At 68.8% G+C, this 21,274-nt stretch carries 23 protein-coding genes; 14 read left to right on the top strand and 9 right to left on the bottom strand.

The window, feature by feature from the left end; genetic code table 11:
- Nucleotides 1-107: 107 nt before the first annotated feature.
- Nucleotides 108-1,361, top strand: a complete 1,254-nt coding sequence (locus tag ISP14_RS04640; protein WP_404536652.1) for a polyhydroxyalkanoate depolymerase — start codon at nt 108-110, stop codon at nt 1,359-1,361.
- A gap of 671 nt (nt 1,362-2,032) precedes the next feature.
- Here the strand turns inward: ISP14_RS04640 and ISP14_RS04635 are convergent.
- Nucleotides 2,033-2,365 carry an MGMT family protein gene (locus ISP14_RS04635; protein ID WP_404536650.1) on the bottom strand — a complete coding sequence of 111 codons (333 nt, stop codon included), beginning with the start codon at nt 2,363-2,365 and terminating at the stop codon, nt 2,033-2,035.
- 80 nt (nt 2,366-2,445) lie between these two features.
- On the opposite strand from ISP14_RS04635, the gene ISP14_RS04630 reads away from it, so the two are divergent.
- Nucleotides 2,446-2,850 carry a hypothetical protein gene (locus tag ISP14_RS04630; protein WP_404536648.1) on the top strand — a complete coding sequence of 135 codons (405 nt, stop codon included), beginning with the start codon at nt 2,446-2,448 and terminating at the stop codon, nt 2,848-2,850.
- Between the two features lie 7 nt (nt 2,851-2,857).
- Here the strand turns inward: ISP14_RS04630 and ISP14_RS04625 are convergent, their stop codons facing one another.
- Nucleotides 2,858-3,982 (bottom strand): inorganic phosphate transporter, encoded by a 1,125-nt coding sequence (locus tag ISP14_RS04625; RefSeq protein ID WP_404536646.1) that lies wholly within the window; start codon nt 3,980-3,982, stop codon nt 2,858-2,860.
- A 10-nt stretch (nt 3,983-3,992) separates the two neighbouring features.
- Nucleotides 3,993-4,622 (bottom strand): DUF47 domain-containing protein, encoded by a 630-nt coding sequence (locus tag ISP14_RS04620; RefSeq protein ID WP_404536644.1) that lies wholly within the window; start codon nt 4,620-4,622, stop codon nt 3,993-3,995.
- A gap of 238 nt (nt 4,623-4,860) precedes the next feature.
- Here ISP14_RS04620 and ISP14_RS04615 point away from each other — a divergent pair, with 238 nt between their 5' ends.
- Entirely contained in the window at nt 4,861-6,186 is a 1,326-nt protein-coding gene (locus ISP14_RS04615; RefSeq protein WP_404537129.1) for a hemolysin family protein, read from the top strand.
- 103 nt (nt 6,187-6,289) lie between these two features.
- Here the strand turns inward: ISP14_RS04615 and ISP14_RS04610 are convergent, their stop codons facing one another.
- Entirely contained in the window at nt 6,290-7,099 is an 810-nt protein-coding gene (locus ISP14_RS04610; protein WP_404536642.1) for an RNA methyltransferase, read from the bottom strand.
- Nucleotides 7,100-7,211: 112 nt separating this feature from the next.
- Here ISP14_RS04610 and ISP14_RS04605 point away from each other — a divergent pair, with 112 nt between their 5' ends.
- A complete protein-coding gene (locus tag ISP14_RS04605) occupies nt 7,212-8,030 on the top strand; it encodes an inositol monophosphatase family protein (protein ID WP_404536640.1) in 819 nt (272 codons plus the stop codon).
- A 45-nt stretch (nt 8,031-8,075) separates the two neighbouring features.
- Complete coding sequence (locus ISP14_RS04600) at nt 8,076-8,564, top strand: hypothetical protein (RefSeq protein WP_404536638.1); 489 nt, start codon at nt 8,076-8,078, stop codon at nt 8,562-8,564.
- Nucleotides 8,565-8,592: 28 nt separating this feature from the next.
- Here the strand turns inward: ISP14_RS04600 and hda are convergent, their stop codons facing one another.
- Genes hda through ISP14_RS04585 form a run of 3 tightly spaced genes read right to left on the bottom strand, consistent with a single transcriptional unit; the run spans nt 8,593 to nt 11,484 of the window.
- Complete coding sequence (gene hda / locus ISP14_RS04595; RefSeq protein ID WP_404536636.1) at nt 8,593-9,300, bottom strand: DnaA regulatory inactivator Hda; 708 nt, start codon at nt 9,298-9,300, stop codon at nt 8,593-8,595.
- Nucleotides 9,297-10,490, bottom strand: coding sequence for an AI-2E family transporter (locus ISP14_RS04590; RefSeq protein ID WP_404536634.1), 1,194 nt, complete (start codon nt 10,488-10,490; stop codon nt 9,297-9,299). Before ISP14_RS04590 ends, hda begins: the two co-directional genes overlap by 4 nt.
- A 13-nt stretch (nt 10,491-10,503) precedes the next feature.
- Nucleotides 10,504-11,484 (bottom strand): DUF2066 domain-containing protein, encoded by a 981-nt coding sequence (locus ISP14_RS04585; RefSeq protein WP_404536632.1) that lies wholly within the window; start codon nt 11,482-11,484, stop codon nt 10,504-10,506.
- Between the two features lie 174 nt (nt 11,485-11,658).
- Between ISP14_RS04585 and purM the strand changes: the two genes are divergently transcribed.
- The 3 genes from purM to ISP14_RS04570 are packed head-to-tail and all read left to right on the top strand — an operon-like array spanning nt 11,659 to nt 14,102.
- The gene (gene purM, locus ISP14_RS04580; RefSeq protein WP_404536630.1) at nt 11,659-12,693 is read left to right on the top strand and encodes a phosphoribosylformylglycinamidine cyclo-ligase; all 1,035 of its coding nucleotides are present in this window, start codon (nt 11,659-11,661) and stop codon (nt 12,691-12,693) included.
- Nucleotides 12,694-12,700: 7 nt separating this feature from the next.
- Entirely contained in the window at nt 12,701-13,354 is a 654-nt protein-coding gene (gene purN / locus ISP14_RS04575; RefSeq protein ID WP_404536628.1) for a phosphoribosylglycinamide formyltransferase, read from the top strand.
- A gap of 49 nt (nt 13,355-13,403) precedes the next feature.
- Nucleotides 13,404-14,102 (top strand): DUF3108 domain-containing protein, encoded by a 699-nt coding sequence (locus tag ISP14_RS04570; RefSeq protein ID WP_404536626.1) that lies wholly within the window; start codon nt 13,404-13,406, stop codon nt 14,100-14,102.
- A 52-nt stretch (nt 14,103-14,154) separates the two neighbouring features.
- Here the strand turns inward: ISP14_RS04570 and murA are convergent, their stop codons facing one another.
- Complete coding sequence (gene murA / locus ISP14_RS04565) at nt 14,155-15,414, bottom strand: UDP-N-acetylglucosamine 1-carboxyvinyltransferase (RefSeq protein WP_404536624.1); 1,260 nt, start codon at nt 15,412-15,414, stop codon at nt 14,155-14,157.
- Between the two features lie 82 nt (nt 15,415-15,496).
- On the bottom strand, nt 15,497-15,739 hold the full coding sequence (locus ISP14_RS04560) for a BolA family protein (protein ID WP_404536622.1): 243 nt from the start codon (nt 15,737-15,739) through the stop codon (nt 15,497-15,499).
- A gap of 177 nt (nt 15,740-15,916) precedes the next feature.
- Between ISP14_RS04560 and ISP14_RS04555 the strand changes: the two genes are divergently transcribed.
- The 6 genes from ISP14_RS04555 to ISP14_RS04530 all read left to right on the top strand — a co-directional run bounded on the left by ISP14_RS04555 (nt 15,917) and on the right by ISP14_RS04530 (nt 21,193).
- Complete coding sequence (locus tag ISP14_RS04555; RefSeq protein WP_404536619.1) at nt 15,917-16,927, top strand: KpsF/GutQ family sugar-phosphate isomerase; 1,011 nt, start codon at nt 15,917-15,919, stop codon at nt 16,925-16,927.
- Between the two features lie 46 nt (nt 16,928-16,973).
- On the top strand, nt 16,974-17,513 hold the full coding sequence (locus ISP14_RS04550) for a KdsC family phosphatase (RefSeq protein ID WP_404536616.1): 540 nt from the start codon (nt 16,974-16,976) through the stop codon (nt 17,511-17,513).
- Nucleotides 17,510-18,148 carry an LPS export ABC transporter periplasmic protein LptC gene (gene lptC, locus ISP14_RS04545; RefSeq protein WP_404536614.1) on the top strand — a complete coding sequence of 213 codons (639 nt, stop codon included), beginning with the start codon at nt 17,510-17,512 and terminating at the stop codon, nt 18,146-18,148. Before ISP14_RS04550 ends, lptC begins: the two co-directional genes overlap by 4 nt.
- Complete coding sequence (gene lptA / locus ISP14_RS04540; protein ID WP_404536611.1) at nt 18,090-18,770, top strand: lipopolysaccharide transport periplasmic protein LptA; 681 nt, start codon at nt 18,090-18,092, stop codon at nt 18,768-18,770. The genes lptC and lptA overlap by 59 nt, the downstream gene beginning before the upstream one ends.
- A 3-nt stretch (nt 18,771-18,773) precedes the next feature.
- On the top strand, nt 18,774-19,493 hold the full coding sequence (lptB, locus tag ISP14_RS04535; RefSeq protein ID WP_404536608.1) for an LPS export ABC transporter ATP-binding protein: 720 nt from the start codon (nt 18,774-18,776) through the stop codon (nt 19,491-19,493).
- A gap of 233 nt (nt 19,494-19,726) precedes the next feature.
- Nucleotides 19,727-21,193, top strand: coding sequence for an RNA polymerase factor sigma-54 (locus ISP14_RS04530; protein ID WP_404536606.1), 1,467 nt, complete (start codon nt 19,727-19,729; stop codon nt 21,191-21,193).
- The last annotated feature ends 81 nt before the right edge of the window (nt 21,194-21,274 follow it).

Genomic DNA, 21,274 nt, shown 5'->3' with positions numbered 1-21,274 from the left:
TGAATCCAAGCCCTTGATCGCCATGGCGATCGCGCTTGCGGCGCCGCAACACAACGACGCCGAACGGCGCTAAGATGGCGTGATTTTCGCCAACGCCGGTCGTCCCCATGCTCTATCAGATCCACGAGTGGCAACGCGCCTTCCTCGGCCCGCTCAGCCATTTCGCCGACGCCAGCGCGCAGATGCTCAACGATGCGAACAACCCGTTCGCCACCTGGCCCGGCACGCAGCGGCTGGCCGCCGGCTACGAGCTGATCCACCGTCTCGGCAAGGATTACGAGAAGCCCACCTTCGGCATCCACCAGGTCGAGGCGCACGGCCACGAGATCGCGGTGATCGAGCGCGTGGCGCTGGATACGCCGTTCTGCCAGCTGAAGCGCTTCAAGCGTTTCAGCGACGATCCGGCCACCATCGAGACGATGAAGACCGACCCGGTGGTGCTGGTGGTAGCGCCGCTGTCCGGCCACCACGCCACGCTGCTGCGCGACACCGTGCGCACCCTGCTGCGCGAACACAAGGTCTACGTCACCGACTGGGTAGACGCGCGCATGGTGCCGGCCGAGGCCGGCCCGTTCGGGCTGGACGACTACGTGGCGCTAATCGAGCGCTTCATCCGCCACATCGGCGCCGAGTCGTTGCACGTGATCTCGGTGTGCCAGCCCACCGTGCCGGTGCTGGCGGCGGTGTCGCTGATGGCCGCGCGCGGCGAAACCACGCCGCTCAGCCTCACCATGATGGGCGGGCCGATCGACCCGCGGCGCAGCCCCACCAGCGTCAACAATCTCGCCACCACCCAGCCGCTGTCGTGGTTCAAGGGCAATGTGATCCACACCGTGCCGCCGAACTACCCCGGCCGCGGCCGCGAGGTGTACCCGGGCTTCCTGCAGCACGCCGGCTTCATCGCGATGAACCCCGGCCGCCACCTGCAATCGCACTGGGATTTCTACGAAAACCTGCTGCGCGGCGACCTGGACGACGCCGAGTCGCACCGCAAGTTCTACGACGAATACAACGCCGTGCTGGACCTGCCGGCGGAGTTCTACCTCGACACCATCGCCGCGGTATTCCAGCAGTTCCTGCTGCCGCGCGGGCTGTGGGACGTGCGCGGCGAGCGGGTGAATCCCGCCGCGATCACGCGCAGCGCCCTGCTCACCGTGGAGGGCGAGCTGGACGACATCTCCGGCCTCGGCCAGACCCAGGCCGCGCACGACTTGTGCAGCAGCATCCCGGCCAAGCGCCGTGCGCACCGGGTGATCGACGGCGCCGGCCACTACGGCATCTTCAGCGGCCGCCGCTGGCGCGAGATCGTCTATCCGCAGGTGCGGGAATTCATTCGGCGGTTTGATCGCGCGGAGAAGTGAATGGCGCTTCGGCGCTGTCGCAAATAACAAAGCGGTTTCGTGCGCCCTTTGGGCGCCCGAGTTACTTCTCCTTTGCTTGTCCAAAGGAGAAGTAACCAAGAGGAAACGACACCCCGGTTGGCGCTTGCCGGGCATCCTGCCCGGCAAGTGCGTGAGGCGGGGCCGGGCTTTTCGAGCGGGCTCCTGCCCGCGCGAAAAGGCGAGTCCGTCCATGGACTCGCCCGCTGCGCGGCCTGGTCGTCCCCGCCTCACCGCCGCCCAGGGGCCCCGGAAAAAGCAGGCGCGCATCGTGCGCGCCAGAAGCAACAGCAAAAGCAAGGGCGGCGCTCTGCAAGCTCGCGGCTCTTGCTGTTGCTTCCGCGCGCCGGGAGCGCGCCGCTTTACCCGGGGCCCCTATGGCGCGGCGGGTGGGCGAAGGAAAGTCCGCAGGATGGCCGGCAAGGATGCCGGCCAGTTTTTCGCCAGCACAGGATGTGCTGTCGAAAAACCCCGTAGCCCGCCCGCGTACCCGTAGGGCAGGAGGCCCGGAGGGCGCGCCATCGGGGTGTCGTTTCTCTTTGGCTACTTTCTCTTTGGACACGCAAAGAGAAAGTAGCTCGGGCGCCGTCAGGTGCACGAAACCGCTTTGAAACTTGCATCAAAGGCCACGTGGCCGCGAGTACAAACTCGCCCTACATCCCCCACAACGCCCGATCCAGATTCGCATCCAACCCGAACGCCGACAACGCCACGCGCCCGTTCTTCACCTCCACCCCCTCGGCGCGCAACCGCCGCACCTGCTCGCGGAAGCCGCGGCTGCCTTTCGGCAAGGCGATCTCGCCCGAGGCGCGCAGCACGCGGAACCAGGGCAGTTCCATGCCGTCAGGCACCTCGCCCAGCAGCCTGCCAACCAGCCGCGCCCGCCCCGGCAGACCGGCGCGAGCGGCGATGGCGCCGTAGCTGGCCACGCGGCCGGGCGGGATCGCGGCGATGGCGGCGTAGACGCGGTCGTGGCTGTTTTGCATGGCGATAACGAGGTATTGACCAAGGCCGAAGACGGACGTGGCAGAGTAGCAGGGCCATCGGCCAGTCACGGGGGCGTCCCATGCACCACTTCGAAGCCGTGCGTTCCCATGTCGGCAGCCTGCACGGGCTGCGCCAGAACGATCCCTACCTGATCAGCTTCGACCTGAACCTGCCGCATGGCCGCCACCAGGGCATCTACCTGGCCGAGCTGGAGACGGAGTCCGGCCGTCGCTATCTGCGCATCTCCACCCCGATCGGCCCGCTCGCGGGCACCGATCCGCAGCGCTGCCTGCGCTTCAACTGGGCGCAGCGCTGCGGCTTCCTCGCCGTGGCCGACCTGGATGGCGCGCCCTACCTGCACCTGTGCGAGAACCGCCCCTACGAGCTGCTCGACGAGAGCGAACTGCATCGCGTGATCATCGAGCTGGGCCATCTCGGCGACCAGCTCGAACAGCTGGTCGCCAGCAGCAGCGACGCGTTCTGAGCGAAGCTCAGCCCAGCAAGTGGGCGATCGCGACGAAGCCCCACGCGACCAATGCGGTGACCGGCAGGGTGAGGATCCATGCCCACACCATGCGCTCCACCACCGACCAGCGGATGGCGTTCGAGCGCTTGGCCGAGCCCACACCCATGATCGCCGAGGACACCACGTGGGTGGTGGATACCGGCAAGCCGAACGCCGAAGCGGCCAGGATCACGATGGCCGAGCTGCCCTCGGCGGCGAAGCCGTTGATCGGGTGCAGCTTCACCATCTTGTGGCCCAGCGTCTTGATGATGCGCCAACCGCCGCCGGCGGTGCCGCCGGCCATGGTCAGCGCGCACACCACCGCCACCCACGCCGGCACCACGAAACCGCCGTGGGCGGAGCCGCTGATGCGCAGGAAATGCAGCCACGTCGGCAGCTGGTCGAACTGCCCCGCCGCGGTGGCGCTGGCCAGCGCCAGCGCGATGATGCCCATGCTCTTCTGCGCATCGTTCATGCCGTGCGCCAGACCCATCGCGCTGGCCGAAACGATTTGCGCCTTGCCGAAGAAGCTGTTGACGAACGGCGTGCGGCCGAGCAGGCGCAACCAGTTCTGGCGGCGCGAAAACCACGCCAGCAGCGCATACAGCCCGCCCATCAGCAGGAAACCGATCACCAGGCCCGCAATGGGCGAAGCCACCATCGGCACCACCACCTTGGGGAGCACGCCCTTGCCCAGCCACCAGTGCGCGCCACCCTGCGCCCAGACCACCGCATTGAAGTGTCCGCCCGCCTCGGCTATCGCCGCACCCACCAGCGCGCCCACCAGGGCGTGGCTGGAGCTGGACGGCAGACCCACCCACCAGGTGATGAGGTTCCACACAATCGCCGCCAGCAGCGCACAGATCAGCAGCTGCGGCCCGGCCTCGACCACACCGGTGTTGACGATGCCGGCGGCGATGGTCGCCGCCACCGCGGTGCCCCACAGCGCGCCGATCAGGTTGGTCACCGCCGCCAGCAGCACCGCCTGGCCCGGCGTCAGCACCTTGGTCGCCACCACCGTGGCGATGGAATTGGCAGTGTCGTGGAAGCCGTTGATATAGGTGAAGGCGAGTGCGATCAGCACCACCACCACCACGAGTCCGAGGCTCATGCGTGCCGCCTCAGGAGTTCTTCAGCACGATCGAATAGACGATGTTGCCGACGTCGCGGCATTTGTCGATGGCCTTCTCGATCAGCTCGAACAAGTCCTTCGCCAACATCGCCTTCATCGCGTCGTTGCCCTCGACATAGAGCGTGCGATACGGCGCCAGCAGCATGCGGTCGCCCTCCGACTCCAGCGTCTGCAAGCGGTCCTGCAGCTTCTTCACCGGGTCGATGCGCAGGCCGCGGCGCAGCTCGCCGATCATCTCGGCTACCACCGTGGTGGAGCGCTCCAGCACCAATGCACGCTGGCCGAAGTCCACGCCGTCGAGGCGCGCGGCCACGATGTCGTAGCGCTCGGCGAACTTCTCCACCGACTTCGGGATCTTGTACAGCGCCGAGTTCAGCGCCTCGATGTCCTCGCGGTCCAGCGCGGTGACGAAGGTGTTCACCAGCTCCTCGCTGATCTGCGCGGCCAGCGACTTCTCGCGCGCCCGGGTGGCGGCGAACGCGGCCATCACCGGTGCGTGGTCGGCCTGGGTGACCAGCGTGTGCAGCGCCTTCGCGCTCTCGTGCGCCGCCTCGGCGCTCTGCTCCAGCAGGCCGTAGAACTTGTCGCCTTTGCCGAAGATCGTCTGCAGTGAAAACATGCGGGCCACGCCTGAGAGTCGAATGGGCGCGATGTTACAGGACAGTTACGTCGCATCGCAGCACAAAGATGGCCGCCGCCGCCCGCCCGACGCCCCGAACGCCCGCCGGAGGCGCCAGCCTCCGCCAGCGCGATCAGGCACTTGCGCGGGGGCGGCGCCGGCCCGGAGCGCCGGCGTGGAGCACGATGCGGCGCTGCCGCTACACTCCGGTCATGCGTCCTTCCCCGCACTCTCCGCGATGCTGACCGAAATCGCGCTCGTCCTCGTGCTCGCCCTCTGCAACGGCTTCTTCGCGCTGTCCGAGATGGCCCTGGTCGCCTCGCGCAAGAGCCGCCTCAAGCAGATGGCGCGCAGCAGCCGGCGCGCCGCCCTGGCACTGCGGCATGCCGAAAAGCCGGAATACTTCCTCTCCACCATCCAGGTCGGCATCACCTTGTTGATGCTGGTCACCGGTGCCGTCGCTGGCGACGCGCTGGGCGCGCACATCGCCGAGCTGCTGCACGGCGGCCGGGCCGCCTGGCTGGAGCCTTACGCGCGGGTGCTCGGCGTGGTGCTGGGCTTCGTGCTGATCTCCTTCATCCAGATCGTGGTGGGCGAGCTGGTACCCAAGCGCCTTGCGTTGTCGGCGCCTGAAAAGGTCTCGTCCATCGTGGCGATCCCGATGCTGGTGCTGTCGCGCGCCACCGCGCCGTTCGTGTGGTTGCTCAACGCCGCCAGCAGCCTGCTGCTGCGGCTGCTCGGCGTGCGCAGCCGAGGCCACGCCGCCGCCACCGAGGAAGAGATCCGCCTGCTGGTGGCCGAAAGCGCCGAACAAGGCGTGCTGGACGCGGACGAACACAACATGGTCAACCGCGTGCTGCGTCTCGGCGACCGCACCGTGGACAGTGTGATGACGCCGCGCGTGCGCATCGCCTGGCTGGACATGGCCGCACCGCGCGAGGAGAACGTGGAAGTGCTGCGGCAGACGCCGTACTCGCGCTACCCGGTGTACCGCGGCGACGAGAGCGAGGTGGTCGGCGTGGTCGAGGTGAAGCGCCTGCTGCAGGCCTTCGCCCAGGGCCGTCCGCAATTGTTCGATCACCTCGCCAAGCCGCTGTACGTACCTGCTACCGCGCGCGCACTGGACCTGCTGGAGGAATTCCGCGACGCGGAAACTCCGCTGGCCCTGGTGGTGGACGAATACGGCGACATCGAAGGCGTGGTCACCGTGAACGACTTGCTCGCCGCCGTGGTCGGCGTCAGCCAGCTCGGTCACGGCGACGACGCCGCGGACGCCCCCATCGTGCAGCGCGCCGACGGCAGCTGGCTGGTCGACGGCAGCCTGGCCAACGACGACCTGCGCGAGCTGTTGCAGCTCGACCGCCTGCCCGGCGAGGACGAGCACGACTTCCGCACCGCGGCCGGCATGGTGATGGCCGCACTGGGCCACATCCCGCAGACCGGCGAGGTGTTCGCCTGGCAAGGCATCCGCTTCGAGGTGGTCGACCTGGACGGCGCGCGCATCGACAAGCTGCTGGTCACCCGCGGGCCGAAACAGGAAAGCGGGGACGAGGCGGAAGGGTAGCGGCGGTGCGCAAGGCCAGCGCAAAAGCGCGGTTTGATGTCAGGAAAGGGCTTCCCGCCCTTTCCTGACTCGCCCGATCCGGCCTGGGCCGGATCGAGCTCCGTCAATCAGGCTCAGCCTGATTGACGTGCGATCCCTCCGTGGATCGCGGCGATGCTGGCGCGGATCGCGCCAGCATCGCCATCCGCTGCGCGTCGGCAAGGATGCCGTGCAGGACGCGCAACTCGCGCTGGTCCGGCTGGGCGCGCTGGAACAGCTTGCGCAGCCGCAACATGATCGTGGTCGGCTCGCGCCCCTTGTGGAATTCGATGTCGTCCAGGGTCTGCCCGAGGTGCGTGTAGAAACGCTCCATCTGCGACGCGTCGGCCGGCGGTTCGTCATGTTCCGGCGGCGGCGCGGGCAGTTCGTCGCCGAGCAGGGCCAGGCGCAATTCGTAAGCCACCACCTGCACCGCCTGCGCGAGATTCAGCGAGCTGAAGTCGTCCACGCTGGGGATGCGCACCATCGCATGGCAGCGCGCCAGTTCCTCGTTCTCCAGTCCGGTGCGCTCGTTGCCGAACACCAGCGCTACCTGCCCGCCGCGCGCGGCGGCGGCCAGCGCCTGCGCCACGCCCTCGCGCGGGGTCAGTTCCGGCAGGTTCACCCCGCGCCGGCGCGCCGACAAGCCCAGCGCGAAACTGCAGCCGGCGAGGCCGTCCACCAGTTCCGCATGCACGCCCGCGGCTTCCAGCACATCGTCCGCACCCGCCGCCAGCGCGTTGGCCTCGCGGTCGGGGAACTGGTGCGGCGCCACCAGTTCCATCCGCGAGAAGCCCATCGTACGCATCGCCCGCGCCGCGCTGCCGATGTTGCCGGGATGCGAGGTACGCACCAGCACGAAGCGGAAAAGCGGGGCGAGTTCGAGCGGATTCATGGGCGCGGCCTGATGCGGGCAGACCGCCTAGGATACGGCAACACCCGCAGCACGCGGCCCGCCTCTGCTAGAATCGCCGGCCGCAACCCCGCTCTTTTGCCAAGCCGAAGCCATGACCCGACCCGCCATCACCATCGCGGTACGCGCCGCGCGCGCCGCCGGCAACGTGATCCTGCGCTACATGAACCGCATCGACGGCCTCACCGTCGTCGAGAAGCAGCGCATGGACTTCGCCTCCGAGGTCGACAAGCTGGCTGAGGCCGAGATCGTCAAGGAACTGCGCCGCGCCTACCCCGACCACGCCATCCTCGCCGAGGAAAGCGGCGCGATCGGCAAGAAGAGCCCGCTCACCTGGGTGATCGACCCGCTCGACGGCACTCACAACTACCTGCGCGGCATCCCGCACTTCTCCGTCTCCATCGCCATGCTCGACAAGGGCGTGCCGGTCTATGGCGTGGTGTTCGACCCGCTGCGCGGCGAGCTGTTCACCGCCAGCAAGGGCGACGGCGCTTATCTGGACAGGGGCACCGGCCCCTCCCGCATCCGCGTCAGCAAGCGCGAAAACCTGGGCGGCGCGATGATTGCCACCGGCTACCCCTACCGCCAGCGCGCCCACCTGGACGCCCAGCTGGCGATGACCCGCGCCCTGCTCGGCCAGGCCGAGGACATCCGCCGCTCCGGCTCTGCCGCGCTGGATCTCGCCTACACCGCCGCCGGCCGCTACGACGGCTACTTCGAGATCGGCCTCAAGCCCTGGGACATGGCCGCCGGCGCGCTGCTGGTGCACGAGGCGGGCGGCCGCTATGGCGACTTCGCCGGCCGCGACGGCATCCCCGAGAGCGGCAACATCATCGCCGGCAACCTCAACGTGGCAAAGGCGATGACCGATGCGATCGGCGCGCAGGCCACGCCGGAGCTGTTGAAGGCCTGACCCGGCCGGCGGCACGGCAGTTACCGCGGCCGCCCCCCTCTCACCGTGCGACACCGCCAACGCGGCGCCCGAATACGCCGGATCGCCCGTCACCTCGGCGCGCGCGAAAGCCGGCGGCTGGTAGTCGGCAGCCTCGGCTTCCGTTGCAAATTCGATCTCGAAGATCGCCAGCGACGGCGGACCGGCATACACATCCAGCGCGCCGCCAGCCATGGCATAGCGGCGCTTGCGTACATTCTGGCCGGGCAGGCATGCGAGCGCCTGGTGTTCCGCCTCCGTCAGGTACACGTTGGTGATGGCCTCCGAGAAACCTTCCCCGCCGTATTTCTTGCAGAACTTGAAGACAAGCCCGCCCGCGGCGCCCTCCATCCGACGCAGGCGCAAGCGCGTGCCGGTGATGTAGCGGTCCTCGATGATGTGACACGGCAGCCCGTCAAGCGGACCCGCAGCGGACAGATCGGCCAGCCAGCGACGTTCGATCTCGACCTGCGCGTACTTTGGCGTGCCGCTGCTCATCGCCCGTCGAAGCGCTGATAGTGTGCGGGCGCCATGATGGAGTGGCTCATGGCGTAGACGACCCCATCTCGCGCAACATCCCGCGCAAAAACGGAATCGTCACCCGACGCTGCGCCGCCAGCGAAGCCTGGTCCAGCCGGTCGAGCAGATCGAGCAGCGCGCCAAGGTCACGGGTGTGGCGGGCGAACAGCCAATCGAGCACCGCGTCGTCCAGCTCGATGCCGCGCAGGCCGGCCTGAGCCTTGAGCACGTCGCGGCGCTCGGCGTCGTCCAGCGGCTTCAGCGCGAACTGGGTGCAGGCACCGAGGCGCGAGCGCAGGTCCGGCAGGCCGAGGCCGAGCTGGGTGGGCACGGCCTCGGCGGCGAACAGCAGGGCGGCGCCTTCGGCCTTGGCACGGTTGTAGAGGTCGAACAACGCGTGTTCGGCCTCGCGCTCGCCGGCGATCGCGCCCAGGTCGTCCAGCGCCAGCAGCGCACCACCAGCCACGCCACGGATCGCGGCCGTGCGATCGGCGATCCGCGCCAGCGGCAGGTATTGCACGCCGCGGCCGGCGTCGCCGGCGGCCTGGCAGGCGGCCATCAGCAGGTGGCTCTTGCCGCTGCCCGCGGGGCCGTGCAGGTACAGCCACGGCGCGCCGGGTTCGTGCGCCAGCGTTTCGACGGCGGCCAGCGCGGCGGCGTTGGCGCCGGCATGGAAATGTTCGAAGCGCTGGCGACGCGGCCAACGCAGGGCGAGCGGCAGCTGCGGGATCATGGCTTGGCGGGCGGCTCGCGCACGGGCGCCTTGATCGCGGCCTCGGCCTCCACCGTGCCGGCAGCGGTGTGCACCGCGATGTCCACCTCGGTGACCGCCTCATGGATGGCGGGGTCGGCCTCGCCCTCCTCCGTGTACAGATCGCTCTGGCGGTAGCGCTCCATCGCATAGCGCAACAGCACCATCACCACCGACGCGGACGGCAGCGCCAGCAACACGCCGATGAAGCCGAACAACTCGCCGCCGGCCAGCACCGCGAAGATCACCGCCACCGGGTGCAGGCCAATCTTCTCGCCTACCAGCTTGGGCACCAGCACGTAGCCTTCCAGCAACTGGCCGATCACGAACACGCCGCAGACGATCAGCACATGCGTCCAATCGCCGTACTGCACCAGCGCGGCGATGAGCGCGGCGCCAAAACCGGTGATGAAGCCGAGATAGGGCACGAAGCTGAGCAGGCCGGCGACCATGCCGATCAACACGCCCACCGACAGCCCTGCCACCAGCGACAGGCCGGCGCCGTAGTACACGCCCAGCGCCAGCATCACCAGCAGCTGGCCGCGCACGAAGGCGCCGAGCACCGCATCCGATTCCCGCGCGAGGTGGGCGATGGTGGGTTCGATCGAGCGCGGCAGCATGCGGTCGATCGCCGCCACCATCCGGTCCCAGTCGCGCAGCAGGTAGAACGCCACCACCGGGATCAGCACCAGGTTGGTGAGCCACAGCACCACGCCCAGGCCCGAACGCGAGACCTTGCCCAGCACCTGGCCGGCGATGTCGCCCACCGAGCCGATGTGTTCCTTGAGCGTGGCGATCAGCTGGTCGCTGTCGAAGGTGCGCGGGTCGAGGTGCAGCTTCGCCTGCAGCCACGGCCAGGCGGTGTGCTCGGCCCAGTCCACATAGCGCGGCACGTTCTGGATCAGGTTCTCGATCTGGTGCGAGATCAGCGGGATCAGCAGCAGCAGGGCGCCGCCCACCACCAGCACCAGCACCAGGAACACCACGCTGACCGCCAGCGAGCGCCCCAGGCCGAGGCGCTCCAGCCGGTCGGCCAGCGGATCGCCGAGGTAGGCCAGCATGGCCGCCACCACGAACGGCATCAACATCGGTGACAGCCGCCACAGCAGGAAGCCGATGACGGCAAGAATCGCCAGCAGCTGCCAGCGACGCTGGTTCTCGTGCGTCAGCATGCCGACCTCCGAATCAATGCAGCCAGCGCAGGCTGGCGTCCGTACCGGGATGCGCGGGAGCGCGGATCAGCCGCCCGCTGGCGGCGAGGTTCGCGGCCAGCGCATCGGCCGGCATCGCCGACTTCACCTCGATCAGCATGCCGTCGTTCTCGGCGCCCAACGTGGCGACGCCGCGCACCGAGGGATCGGCGCCCAGCACGTTGAGCAGGCCGGCGTAGTCCATCGCATTGTTCAATCCGCCGATCCACAACTTCTCATCGCTGACCGTAGCGCCGATCACGTTGAGCTGCCTGCCGATACGGTCGACCATGCCGTTGCCGGCATTGGCCAGCAACGCGTCCTCGGTGGCGGCCTTGTCGGTCCAGTGCTGCGCCTTGCCGCCGGAAACCAGGGTCCAGTCGGCATTGCCGCCGTGCAGGCTGCCCAGCAGCACCAGGCCGGTGTGGTATTGCTGGTTGATCGCCGCCAGCGCATCCGGGTCGGCGGCGTCCACCTTGGCCGCCTCCGGCGCGTGCGCGGGATCGGCATAGGCCACGTCGTAACCCCGCGCGGCGGCCGCACTGGCCAGGCCGCCCAGCGCCGCCTTGTCCAGCAACTGGCCGTCGCTGCCGCGCACCATCAGCAGCACCGGCGGCTTGGCGCCCACGCTGCCCGTCACGCCGAGCGTGCCGACCAGGTGGCGCACCGCGCCCGGCTCGAAATCCACCTGCAGGCTCATGCCGGCGGCGGCGCGGGCGTACTGGAAATGACGCACCAGCGCGGCGGCGTTCTTCAGCGCGTCGTCGTAGCCGGCCTTGTCGCGCAGGTCCTGGCCGCCAGCCACCCGCGCCAGCACCTGGCTGAGTGCCGTGGCGAACGCGTCGTTGCGCTGGGCATCGGTGGTATCGGGCACCGGCACCGTCACCGAATACGGCGAGACACCTTGCGCGCGCGACGACGGCAGCGCGGCGAAGCCGAGCAGCAAGGCGACGGACAGCAAACGGACCAGACGCATCGTGGACAGGCGCATCGGCAGGACACTAGTCGGGGAATACCGTGGAAGTCTGCCCAATCGCCCTCGCGGCGTCCATGCCGCAGGCCGCGGAACCGGCTTGCCGACGCCCCGCCCGGCCACCGTCGACGCCCCGCATGCGGTAGAATTGCCCGTTTCCCACCGCCGGTTCCCGCCATGTCCGACGCCCTTACCTACCGCGCCGCCGGGGTCGATATCGACGCCGGCAATGCCCTGGTCGAACGCATCAAGCCGCTGGTCAAGCGCACCACCCGCCCCGAAGTGATGGGCGGCCTGGGCGGCTTCGGCGGCCTGTTCAACCTCGGCGGCAAGTACAAGGAGCCGGTACTGGTCTCCGGCACCGACGGCGTGGGCACCAAGCTCAAGCTCGCCCAGCAGTTGAACCGCCACGACACCATCGGCATCGACCTGGTCGGCATGTGCGTGAACGACGTGCTGGTGCAAGGCGCCGAGCCGCTGTTCTTCCTCGACTACTTCGCCACCGGCAAGCTGGACGTGGATACCGCCGCGGCCGTGGTCGGCGGCATCGCCAAAGGCTGCGAACTGGCCGGCTGTGCCCTGATCGGCGGCGAGACCGCCGAGATGCCCGATATGTACCCGCCCGGCGAGTACGACCTGGCCGGCTTCACCGTGGGCGCGGTGGAGAAGTCGCAGTTGCTCTCCGGCGACGGCGTCGTGGCCGGCGACGTGGTGCTGGGCGTGGCCTCCAGCGGCCCGCATTCCAACGGCTATTCGCTGGTGCGCAAGATCCTCGAACGCGCGGGCAGCCCGCTGGATCTCGACATCGGCGGCGTGAAGCTGGTCGACGCACTGATGGCGCCCACCACGATCTACGTGAAGCCGATGCTGGAGCTGATCGCCACGCAGGCTGCGGCGATCCACGGCATGGCCCACATCACCGGCGGCGGCCTCAAGGAAAACATCATCCGCGTGGTGCCCGACGGCCTGGGCCTCGCGCTGGACGCCGCCAGCATCGAACTGCCGCCGGTGTTCGACTGGCTGCAGCGCGAAGGCAAGGTAGCGCGCGAGGAAATGTGGCGCACCTTCAACTGCGGCGTGGGCTTCACCGTGATCCTGCCGCAAGGCGCGGTGGCGGCGGCTTCGGCCTTGCTGGCGAAGCACGGCCTCGCCAGCCGCGTGATCGGCGAAGTGGTGAAAGCGTCCGGCGACGAGCGCGTCCACATCGGTTGATTCGCCCGTGACGCAAGCCCCGCTGAAAGTCGCCGTGCTCGCCTCCGGGCGCGGCAGCAACCTCGCCTCGCTGATTGCCGCGCGCGATGCCGGCACGCTGCCGGTGGAGTTCGTGCTGGTGGGCAGCGACAAGGCCTCCGCCGGCGCGCTGCGCCTGGCCGAGTCCGCCGGCATCCCCACGCTGGCGCTGAACCCGAAGAGCTATCCGGATCGCCCAAGCTTCGACCGCGCGCTGTTCGACCGCATCGCCGCCAGTGGCGCCGGTCTGCTGGTGCTGGCCGGCTTCATGCGCGTGATCGACGCTGCCGTGGTGGCCGAGTGGGAAGGCCGCGCCATCAACATCCACCCCTCGCTGCTGCCCAAGTACCCCGGCCTGCACACGCACCGCCGCTGCCTGGAAGCCGGCGATGCGGAGCACGGCGCCAGCGTGCACTACGTCACCGCCGAACTGGACGGCGGCCCGGTGGTGGCGCAGGCGCGTATCCCGGTTGGTGCCGCCGATACCGAAGCCACGCTCGCGGAACGCCTGCTGGCGGAAGAACACAAGCTGCTGCCCGCCGTGGTCGGCGCCATCGCCAGCGGTCGCCTGCGCTGGAGCGGCAAGGCGATGTTCGATGGCCGTCCGCTGGCCGCCCCCCTCACGCTGGCGCAGTTGTCGTAGGAACACAGGGTCGCGCAACATTCAGGCGCGCGCCCTATAGTTCGGCGACATGAAGACCGCCCTGCTACGCGCCGGCCTCGCCATGGCCCTCGTCCTGCCCGCCGCCGCTATCGCCGCGAATGTGCCGCAGTCCTTCACCGCCACTTACCACGTGCTGCAGGGCGGCCAGCCGCTGGGCGACGCCACGCTCACGCTGAAGCCGGCCGGCAACGGCCAGTACGAATACACCGACAAGATCGTCGGCACCTCCGGCCTCGCCGCGGCGCTGGGCGCCAGCACGTCGGAAGTGTCGCGCTTCGCCTGGGTCGGCAAGGTGCCGCAGGCCATTTCGTACAAGTACGCGATGGCCTCCGCGTTCAAACCGAAGAACCGCGAACTCGCCGTGCAGGGCAACACCGTGCAGGTGGACGACAACGGCAAGCACCACAGCTATCCCGCGCAAGCCGGCATGGTGGAACGCAACACCTTGCCACTGGCGCTGGGCATGGCGCTGCGCGACGGCGCGAGGGGCGCCACCTTCCCTGTCGGCGGCAGGCAGGACGTCGAGATACAGACGTTCAAGGTGGCCGCCAACGAAAAGATCAGCGTACCCGCCGGCGCGTTCGATGCCGTGCGCGTGGACCGCACCGACCAGGATCGCGCATTCAATGCATGGTACGTGCCCGCGAAATATCCGGTGCCGGTCAAGATCGCCCAGAAAGACGGCGGCAACCTCACCCTCGAACTGGTGCGTTACTCGCAGCCGTAAGGGCCGGCGCGGCGCCCGTCATTCCGCGCAGGCGCGATGACGGGCGGAACGCTCAGTTCGGCAAGCGGCGAATCCGTGCACCCAGCACGCCGAGCTTTTCCTCGATGTTCTCGTAGCCGCGGTCGATGTGGTAGACGCGATCCACCGTGGTGTCGCCCTGCGCCACCAGGCCGGCCAGCACCAGGCAGGCCGAGGCGCGCAGGTCGGTGGCCATGATCGGCGCGCCGCTCATGTGCTGGACGCCCTTGATCACCGCGGTGTTGCCTTCGAGCTGGATGTCCGCGCCGAGGCGCTGCAGCTCGTGGGCGTGCATGAAGCGGTTCTCGAACACCGTCTCGGTGATCACGCCGGTGCCCTCGGCCACGCAGTTGAGCGCGGTGAACTGGGCCTGCATGTCGGTGGGGAACGCGGGGTAAGGCGCGGTGGTGATGTTGACCGCCTTCGGTCGGCGCCCGCCCATGTCCAGCTCGATCCAGTCGTCGCCGCTGGAGATGTGCGCGCCGGCGTCCTCCAGCTTGGCCAACACCGCATCCAGCGTGCTGGCGCGGGCGCCGCGGGCGCGCACCTTGCCGCCGGTCATCGCCGCGCCGACCAGGAAGGTGCCGGTCTCGATGCGGTCGGGCAGCACTTTGTAGTCGGTGCCGTGCAGGCGGTCCACGCCGTGGATCACCAGGGTCGAGGTGCCCACGCCTTCGATCTTCGCGCCCATCGCGATCAGGCAGTGCGCCAGATCCACCACCTCGGGCTCCTGTGCGGCGTTCTCGATCACCGTGGTGCCTTCGGCCAGCGTGGCCGCCATCATGATGTTCTCGGTGCCGGTGACGGTGACCATGTCCATCACGATGCGCGCGCCCTTGAGCCGCTTGGCGCGCGCCTTGATGTAGCCGTTTTCGACGGTGATCTCGGCGCCCAACGCCTGCAGGCCGCGGATGTGCTGGTCTACCGGGCGCGAACCGATCGCGCAGCCGCCCGGCAGCGATACCTCCGCCTGGCCGAAGCGCGCCACCAGCGGACCCAGCACCAGGATCGATGCGCGCATGGTGCGCACCAGATCGTAGGGCGCGATACAGGTGCTGGTGGTGCGCGGGTCGACGTGGATCTTCATGCGGTCGTCCAGCACCAGCTGCACGCCCATCTGGCCGAGCAGCTCGATGAAGGTGGTGACGTCGTGCAGGTGCGGCACGTTGCCGATGCTCACCGGCGCATCCGCCAGCAGGCAGGCGGCGAGGATCGGCAGCACGGCGTTCTTCGCGCCGGAAATGCCCACCTCGCCCTGGAGCGGCACGCCGCCATTGATCAGGATCTTGGCCATCGATGTTCCTAAACTTGTGCGCTCCTCCATGAGCGCAAAGAAGAACCGGCATTCATGCCGGACTTTTCAATTCGAGCGAAGATCACCGTTGACGCGCCGCGGCTTCCTCGGGAGTCAGCGTCTTCAGCGCCAGCGCGTGGATCGCGCCGCCCATCAGCTCGCCCAGCGTGGCGTAGACCAGCCGGTGCCGCGCCAGCGGCAGCTTGCCGGCGAACTGGCCGGCGACCACGGTGGCCTCGAAGTGCACGCCATCGTCGCCGCTGACCTCGACCTGCGCTCCGGGCAGGCCGGTTTCGATCAGGGTCTGGATGCGTGCTGGGTCCATCGGGCTTCCACGAAAAGGGGGCAGCGGACGCGGCCGGTATCGGTATCGCGTCGGTCTGACGTTAAAATGCGAATATGCCATGGTAATGGAAATCCCCTGTCGCAGAAACGACAGTACCCGCCATCTGGCCGCCAACGCCCCCGGCGCGGGCGTCCCGGGGCCCCGCATCGAGCCGACATGAACCCACGCCCCACCCCGCACGCCGCTATCGAACCCCAGCCCGACGCCATCGTGCGCAGCGCCCGCGCGGTGATCGCCACCGAAGCGTCCGCGATCGCCGGGCTGGAGCCGCGCATCGGCGACGATTTCGTGCACGCCTGCCGGCTGATCCTGGCCTGCCAGGGCCGCGTGGTGGTCACCGGCATGGGCAAGTCCGGCCATGTGGCGCGCAAGATCGCCGCCACCCTTGCCTCTACCGGCACCCCGGCGTTCTTCGTGCATCCCGGCGAGGCCAGCCACGGCGACCTGGGCATGATCCAGCCCAACGACGTGGTGCTGGCGCTGTCCTATTCCGGCGAGACCGACGAGGTGCTGTTCATCCTGCCGATGATCAAGCGCCAGGGCATCCCGCTGATCGCGCTCACCGGCAAGCCCGGCTCCTCGCTGGCCAGCCAGGCCGACGTGCACCTGGACGGCAGCATCACCAACGAAGCGTGCCCGCTGGGCCTGGCCCCCACCACCAGCACCACCGCGGCGCTGGTGCTGGGCGACGCCCTGGCGATCGCCCTGCTGGAAGCGCGCGGCTTCACCTCGGACGACTTCGCCCGCTCGCATCCGGCCGGCAGCCTGGGGCGCCGCCTGCTGCTGCGCATCAGCGACGTGATGCACAGCGGCGACAACGTGCCGCGCGTGCCTCCCGAGGCCAGCCTCACCGCCGCGCTGGTGGAGATGACCCGCAAGCATCTGGGCATGACCGCGGTGGTGGACGACCAAGGCCGCCTGCTCGGCGTGTTCACCGACGGCGACCTGCGCCGCGCGCTGGACGACGAGGACGTGAACCTGCGCGGCGCCACCGTGGCCGAACTGATGACCCGCGGCCCCAAGACCATCGGCCCCGACAAACTGGCCTCCGAGGCGGCCCAGCTGATGGAAAAGCACCAGATCAACGCCCTGCTGGTGGTCGACACCGAGCGCCGTGTGATCGGGGCGCTGAACATTCACGATCTACTCCGTGCACGCGTGGTCTGATCGCGCGTTGCATCCCCGTCCCCGTCAACCGCCACGAGTCGAATCCATGTACCCGGCCGACCTGCCCGCCGACCTCCTTGCCCGCGCCGCGAAGATCCGCGTGGCCGCGTTCGACGTGGACGGTACGCTCACCGACGGCCGCCTCTGGTACAGCGAGGATGGCCACGAGACCAAGGTGTTTCACGTGCACGACGGCCTGGGTCTGAAACGGCTGCAGGCGAACGGCGTGCAGGTGGCGCTGATCACCGCGCGGATCAGCCACCCGGTGGCGCTGCGCGCCGAGGAGCTGGACATCGCCCACGTCTACCAGGGCCAGGGCGACAAGCGCGCCTGCCTCGAATCCCTGCTGGAGGCGCTGGGCCTCGCGCCCGAGCAGGCCGCCTTCATTGGCGACGACCTGCCCGACCTGCCGCCGATGCGCTTCGCCGGCCTCGCCGTGGCCGTGGCCAACGCGCACCCCTGGGTGGCCGAGGCCGCGCATTGGCAGACCCGCCTGCCCGGCGGCATGGGCGCGGCGCGCGAAGTCTGCGACCTGATCCTGCACTCGCAGGGCCGGGATGCCGCGGAACGGGAGCGCTGGAAGTGATCAGGCGCCTGCGCCTGTGGCTGCGCGACCGCAAGCTGGCCAGCGCGATCGTGCTGGTCGCGCTGGCCGCCGGCGTCGCCCAGATGCTGCTGTGGTGGATGGGGCCGGCGACGAAACCGAACGACTTCGTCGGCCCACCGCGCTCGGGCTACGTCCTCTACAACTCCAGGATGTGGTCCTACAACCCCGAAGGCCAGCTGGCGTTCCGCATGCAGGCGCCGCATCTGGATCGCCGCGACGAAGACGAGACGCTGTACATCAATTCGCCGGTGTTCGACATCTCCGCCAAGGAACCCGGCACGCCGGACTGGCACGGCCATTCGCTGTACGGCTGGGTGGACAAGAGCGGCACCCTCATCAAGCTGCAGGGGCCGGTGCACATGCAGCGCCCCGCGTTCACCGATGCCAAGGGCGCGCCGCAGGCGGAAGTGACCATCGATACCTCCGAAGTCACCGCCTGGCCGAAAGACAACCGCATGGAAACGGCGGAAGCGGCGCACGCCGTGCAGGGCGCACGTACACTGGACGGCATCGGCATGCGCGCCAACCTCAACGACAACCACCTGGAGCTGCTCGATGCAAGCCAAGGCACCTTCCCGCCACGCCCGCGCCAGTCGCATCCGCGCAAGTCGTGACGTCCTCGGCGCGGCCTGCGTGGCGGCGCTTCTCGCGCTGGTCCCGCTGGCGGCCAGCGCCAAGAAATCGGATCGGCAGCAGCCGATGAACTACGTGGCCAAGCACACCGACGCCTACAACGCGCCGAACACGGTCACCACGCTCACCGGCAACGTCAAGATCACCCAGGGCACCATGCTGGTCACCGGCGATGTCGCCAAGATCTACCTGGACGCCGACCAGCAGGTCTCGCGCGTGGTGGTCACCGGCAAGCCGGCGCACATCCAGGAGCTGGACGAGAACAACAACCTGATGACCGGCGACGGGACCACGCTGGACTACGACAACCTCAACAGCATCGCCGTGCTCACCGGCAATGCGGTGGTGGACCAGCAGTGCCGCGGCGAATTCCACGGCGACAAGCTCACCTACAACCAGAACACCAGCCTGATCACCGGCGACACCGCCGGCGACGGCTTGGTGCACGGCGTGATCCTGCCCAAGAACACCGCGGCCACGCCGGTGATCTGCAAGAAGCCGCCCACCGCGCAGCCGGTACCCGACAACGAGCCGGTAGCCGGCAAGCTGCCCGCCAAGGCGGTCGCGCCCGCGACGGCACCTGCACCGGCGAAGGGCAACTGATCGATGCTGTCCGCTGAAGGTCTGCAAAAAAGCTTCAAGGCGCGCCAGGTGGTACGCGACTTCGCCTTCTCCATCCGCGAGGGCGAAGTGGTGGGTCTGCTCGGCCCCAACGGTGCCGGCAAAACCACCTGCTTCTACATGGTGGTGGGCCTGATCGAGGCCGACGCCGGCACGATCAAGCTGGACAAGCAGGAGATCACCGGCCTGCCGATGCACATGCGCGCGCGCCTGGGCATCGGCTACCTGCCGCAGGAGGCCTCGGTGTTCCGCCGGCTCAGCGTGGCGGACAACATCATGGCCGTGCTGGAACTGCGCGAAGGCCTCAGCGCGCAACAGCGCGATGCAGAACTGGAAAGCCTGCTCGACGAGCTGAAGATCGCCCACATCGCCGGCCAGAAAGGCATCAGCCTCTCCGGCGGCGAACGCCGCCGCGTGGAGATCGCCCGCGCGCTGGCCGCCAACCCGCGCTACATGCTGCTGGACGAACCCTTCGCCGGCGTCGACCCGATCTCGGTCGGCGAGATCCAGCGCATCGTGCGCCACCTCAAGGAACGCGGCATCGGCGTGCTGATCACCGACCACAACGTGCGTGAGACGCTGGGCATCTGCGACCGCGCCTACATCCTCAACGACGGCGAAGTGCTGTCGCGCGGCACCCCCGCCCACATCCTCGCCGACGAGAAGGTGCGCGAGGTCTACCTGGGCCGCGAATTCAGGTTGTAAGAGCCTGTTCAATCCCCGGCTCTCCGGGTTGTTTGCCGCGGATTCCAAGTGCTGGCGCGTGGCGCGGCGCCAGCCGGCCGTCGGGTCAACTGCACGCTGCCGCACGGTGGGCAACGCGGTTGCGTGAAGGTGTCGCACAGGCTCTAACGCCGGCTTCACAACAGCGGCGCGCGGCTATGGCCGCCCCCGCCGGCTGCGGGTAGGATGGAGCCCAGTCCATCCAACCGGCCGGCATGAAACCCGCACTCCAGTTCCGCCTCCATCAACAGCTCACCCTGACGCCGCAGCTGCAGCTGGCCATCCGCCTGCTGCAGCTGTCGCAACTGGAGCTGGAGGCCGAACTGCGGCAGCTCGCCGAAGGCAATCCGCTGCTGGAATTCGCCGACGAGAGCGAGGAAGAAACCGTCACCGACGAGGCTGCGCCGGAAGCCGAGTACGCACAGGCGCCCAGCCCCGCCGAAGCCGCCGCCGACCAGAGAGTCGACGGCGACGATGGCGCCGAATGGGCCGACGACGGCGGCGGCAGCGTCGAAACCCCGATCGACTTTTCCAACGGCACCGGCAGCAGCGGCAACACGCGCGGCGACGAGGACTTCGAGCCACAGAACGTGGCACCCGAAACCCTGCAGCAGCACCTGCTGTGGCAGCTCAACCTCGCCGGCTTCAATCCGCGTCAGACCGCGATCGCTACCGTGATCATCGACGCGCTGAACGCCGACGGCTACCTCGCCGACGGCATCGAGGCGGTGCGCGCCGCGTTGCCTGAGAACATCGCCGCCAGCCTCGACGAGATCGAGGCGGTGCGCCGCCGCCTGCAGGGCTTCGACCCGCTGGGCGTGGCCAGCCTGGACCTGCGCGACTGCCTGCGCAGCCAGCTCGAGCAGTTCAGCGCCGACACCCCGCAGCGCGAACTGGCGCTCGCCATCGTCGACAGCGAACTCGAACTGCTCGCGCGCAACGACATCGCCAAACTGGCGCGCAAGCTGCGCGCCGGCGAGGACGAGGTGGCCACCGCCGCCGCGCTGATCCGCAGCCTCGACCCGCGCCCCGGCGCGGCGCTGGACACCACGCCGGTGGAATACGTGGCGCCCGATGTCTATGCGGTGCGCGACGGCAGCCGCTGGCAGGTGCGCCTGAACCCGGACGCGCAGCCGCGGCTGGGTCTGAACCAGCACTATTGCAACCTGATCGCCCGCGCCCGCGGCGACGACGCCAGCTGGATGAAAGGCCAGCTGCAGGAGGCGCGCTGGCTGCTGAAGAGCCTGGAATCGCGCGCCGAAACCCTGCTCAAGGTGGCTAGCGCCATCGTGCGGCGGCAGAGCGCCTTCCTCGACTACGGCCCCGAGGCGATGCACCCGCTGGTGCTGCGCGAGGTGGCCGAAGAAGTGGGCATGCACGAATCCACCATTTCGCGCGTCACCACGCGCAAGTACCTGCACACGCCGCGCGGCACCTTCGAGCTGAAGTATTTCTTCTCCAGCGGCGTGTCCACCGAGGACGGCGGCAGCGCCTCGGCGACTGCGATCCAGGCGATGCTGCGCAAGCTGATCGAGGCGGAGGACCCGCGCAAGCCGCTGTCCGACCAGGCGCTGGCCGAGGAGCTGAAAGGCAAGGGCATCCAGGTCGCCCGCCGCACCGTGGCCAAGTACCGGGAGGGGCTGCGCATTCCCAGTTCCAGCGAACGCCAGCGGATTGGCTAAAGGATGGACCTATCCACCTAAAGGGAACTTGCCTGCAGGAAAAACGCTCCCATTACCCGTAGTGAAGGATGATCGACGACA

The organism is Dyella agri (genome assembly GCF_044904705.1).
Taxonomy (GTDB): domain Bacteria; phylum Pseudomonadota; class Gammaproteobacteria; order Xanthomonadales; family Rhodanobacteraceae; genus Rhodanobacter_A; species Rhodanobacter_A agri.
The sequence above is the reverse complement of the archived record's forward strand: the minus strand, read 5'-3'. Positions and strand labels throughout refer to the sequence as shown.